Below are 3008 nucleotides of genomic sequence, written 5' to 3'. Positions count from 1 at the left end.
AGTTCCACTGGGTCCGGCTTCGGGATCCTCGGGATGCGCGATCGGGCCCGCAGCGTCGGCGGCACGGTGGAGGCCGGGCCGCGGGCGGACGGCGGCTTCGAGGTGGAGGCGGTGCTGCCGCTGGGCGGGGCGGGGGCACGGCACGTGGCCGCCGGTGGCGGACCCGATCCCGGCGACGCCGACGACCACGGAACCCCCGGCACCGGTGGCGGAGCGAAGGGCGCCGCCGGAGCGGCCACCGGCGCCGGTGCACCCGGCCCGGGCGCCCCCGGCGACCACGAAACACCCGGGGTCCCGGCCGAGCGGAGGGCGGTTCGATGAGCGACCGTACGATCCGGGTCGTCCTCGCCGACGACCAGACGCTCGTGCGCGCCGCCTTCGCCATGCTCGTGGAGTCGGCGCGGGACATGGAGGTGGTGGGTCAGGCGGGGACGGGCCGGGAGGCGGTGGAACTGGCGCGCACCGCGCGCGCCGACCTGGTCGTCATGGACCTGCGCATGCCCGACCTCGACGGCATCGAGGCCACCCGGCTCATCGCGGCGGACGAGGACCTCGCGGGCGTACGGGTCCTGGTGCTCACCACCTACGACACGGACGAGCACGTCGTGGAGGCCCTGCGGGCAGGGGCGTCCGGCTTCCTCGTGAAGGACACACGGCCGGCGGAACTCCTCGACGCCATCCGCACGGTCTCCGCCGGTGACGCCCTCCTCTCGCCGGGCCCCACGGCCCGGCTGATCGCCCGGCTGCTCCGCGCCCCCACCGCGCCGCCCGCGCTGCCCGACGGCGGCCCCGACTGCCTCTCCGACCGGGAGAAGGAGGTGCTCACGCTCGTCGCGCGCGGCCTCAACAACACCGAGATCGCCGACGCCCTGAGCCTCAGCCCGCTGACCGCCAAGACCCACGTCAGCCGCATCATGGGCAAGCTGGGCGCCCGGGACCGCGCCCAGCTGGTGATCGTGGCGTACGAGTCGGGGATGGTGGCCCCGGGAGCGACCTGAGCGCCCCCGGCCCCTGGGGTCCTCAGAGCAGGCCCGCTGCCGCCAGGTACTTGCCGACCTGCTCGGTCTCCGCCTCCGACAGGGGGATCTGGGGTTCCGCCGTGGCGGGGCAGGCGATGACGCCGCGCAGGTGCAGGGCGGCCTTGAAGGCGCCGAGGGCGGAGGAGGAGCCGCCCATGCGGGCCGGGTCGCCGACGCCGACCAGGCCGAAGAGGGCGCACAGGCGCTCCTGTTCGGCGCGGGCCCGGTCCAGGTCGCCGGCACGGAAGAGGCGGTGGAGGCGGACATAGCCGGCGGGGTCGACGTTCGCCAGCCCCGGCACCGCGCCGTCGGCGCCCAGCGCCAGCGCGGCGTCGACGAGCAGTTCGGAGCCGGTGAGGGCGCTGAAGCCGGTGACGGCGGGGTCGGTGCGGGCGCCCGTGACGACCCTGCGGAACGCGGTCAGGTCACCGCTGGAGTCCTTCAGGCCGGCGAGGACCCCGTCCGCCGCCAGCTCCAGGACCACGTCGGCGGGCAGCGCGGAGTGGACGGCGACCGGGATGTCGTAGGCGAAGACCGGGACGGGGGAGCCGGCGGCGAGCAGCCGGTAGTGGCGGGCGATCTCCGCCGGGTGGGTGCGCGCGTAGAAGGGGGCGGTCGCCACGACGGCCTCCGCTCCGGCGGCGGTCACGGCACGGACGTGGTCCAGGACGCGCGGAGTGGTCATGTCGATCGCCCCGGCGAGGACGGGGAGTTGGCCGCCGACGTGACCGACGACCGTCTCCACGACCCGTCGCCGCTGCGCGTCCGTAAGGAACGCCGCCTCCGACGACGAACCGAGCACGAACAGCGCGTCCACACCGGCCGCCACGAGATGGTCGACCAGCCGCACCAGTGAGGGGACGTCCACCTCGCGGTCCGGTGTCAGGGGCGTGCAGACGGGCGGGATGACGCCGCGCAGCGGGGTGGGGAAGGTCATGTCGGCTCCCTGGTGCTGGACTTCGCTGGACATCACTGGGCATCACTGGATCTTGCTGGGCATCGCTGGGCCTCGCGGTCGGAGCGTGGCGCGGGCGCGGCCACCGCCTGGGCGGCCAGGTCGCGCGTCGAGTCCGTCTCCCGCACAGGATGGTGGCAGCGGAAGCGGCGTCCGGGGGCCGACGCGGCCGCGAAGTCCGGCAGGATCTCCGCGCGGACGTCGTCCGCCTTCCGCTGACGGGGGTGATCCCCAGGCGTCAACCTGGCGTTCCCCTGGCCAAGTTCACGCGGTTTCCGTCCGGAGGTGGGACGTCGGATGTCCGGCGAACGTACGATGCGGCGCATGTCCGGCGAACGAACGATGCGGCACATGTCTCGGGAGAGCGGGAGCGGGAGCGGGCGCAGATCCGAGCTGCGGGTGAGCAGTCAGATCCAGCGCGAGGTCATGCAGCTGATCCTCGACCGCGGGCTCCGGGCGGGCGCTTCGCTGCCCGCCTCGCGGGGGGTGGGCTAGGTCATGGGGAAGTCTCCGACCGAGCCGTGGGACCCGGCCGACGCCGGTGTGCTGCGGCTGCCCTCCGGGCGGCTGGTGCGCGGCCGGGGGCTGCGCCGACCGCTCCCCGACGGCAGGGTCCCCACCTACGCCGTGTACCTCCTCGGCAAGGAGCCGCCCGAAGTCCCCTGGGAGTCCCGCTGGTTGCGCTGGCCGGACTTCCGGCTGCCCGGCGACCGGGAGGAGGCGGCCCGGGTGCTGCGGGAGGTCTGGGACCGGGCGGCCGTCGACCGGGTCGAGCTCGCGTGCGGTGGCGGCCGGGGCCGTACGGGTACCGCGCTGGCCTGTCTCGCCGTCCTCGACGGCGTACCGCCGGAGGAGGCCGTGGCGTACGTGCGTCGGCACTACGACCGGCACGCGGTGGAGACGCCGTGGCAGCGGCGGTATGTGCGGAGATTCGCCTGACAGCGGGGACGGGGTCGGGCACGTCGAGAAGGTCCGTTGAAGCCGGCGGACCCACCCCGCCACCCCTGCCCGTCCCATCCGCAGGGTGCTGCCCC

The 3008-nt window shown here is 75.0% G+C and carries 5 protein-coding genes and 1 pseudogene; 4 read left to right on the top strand and 2 right to left on the bottom strand.

The window, feature by feature from the left end:
- Positions 1-321, top strand: a pseudogene (locus P1P70_RS42740) (two-component sensor histidine kinase); the annotation flags it as partial.
- A complete protein-coding gene (locus tag P1P70_RS42735) occupies positions 318-998 on the top strand; it encodes a response regulator transcription factor (protein WP_319247624.1) in 681 nt (226 codons plus the stop codon). The pseudogene P1P70_RS42740 and the gene P1P70_RS42735, both read left to right, overlap by 4 nt.
- 22 nt (positions 999-1020) lie before the next feature.
- On the opposite strand, the gene P1P70_RS42730 is transcribed toward P1P70_RS42735, so the two are convergent.
- Together P1P70_RS42730 and P1P70_RS42725 are read right to left on the bottom strand one after the other, a co-directional pair.
- Positions 1021-1956, bottom strand: coding sequence for a dihydrodipicolinate synthase family protein (locus P1P70_RS42730; RefSeq protein WP_319247622.1), 936 nt, complete (start codon positions 1954-1956; stop codon positions 1021-1023).
- Between the two features lie 32 nt (positions 1957-1988).
- Positions 1989-2216 carry a hypothetical protein gene (locus P1P70_RS42725; RefSeq protein WP_413471676.1) on the bottom strand — a complete coding sequence of 76 codons (228 nt, stop codon included), beginning with the start codon at positions 2214-2216 and terminating at the stop codon, positions 1989-1991.
- Between the two features lie 82 nt (positions 2217-2298).
- Between P1P70_RS42725 and P1P70_RS42720 the strand changes: the two genes are divergently transcribed.
- Both P1P70_RS42720 and P1P70_RS42715 read left to right on the top strand, forming a co-directional pair.
- Positions 2299-2469, top strand: coding sequence for a hypothetical protein (locus P1P70_RS42720; protein WP_413471675.1), 171 nt, complete (start codon positions 2299-2301; stop codon positions 2467-2469).
- A gap of 3 nt (positions 2470-2472) precedes the next feature.
- Positions 2473-2913 carry a protein phosphatase gene (locus P1P70_RS42715; RefSeq protein ID WP_319247620.1) on the top strand — a complete coding sequence of 147 codons (441 nt, stop codon included), beginning with the start codon at positions 2473-2475 and terminating at the stop codon, positions 2911-2913.
- Positions 2914-3008 lie beyond the last annotated feature (95 nt).

Source organism: Streptomyces sp. MB09-02B (genome assembly GCF_033794485.1).
Taxonomy (GTDB): domain Bacteria; phylum Actinomycetota; class Actinomycetes; order Streptomycetales; family Streptomycetaceae; genus Streptomyces.
This window is presented reverse-complemented; position numbering and strand designations above follow the sequence as displayed.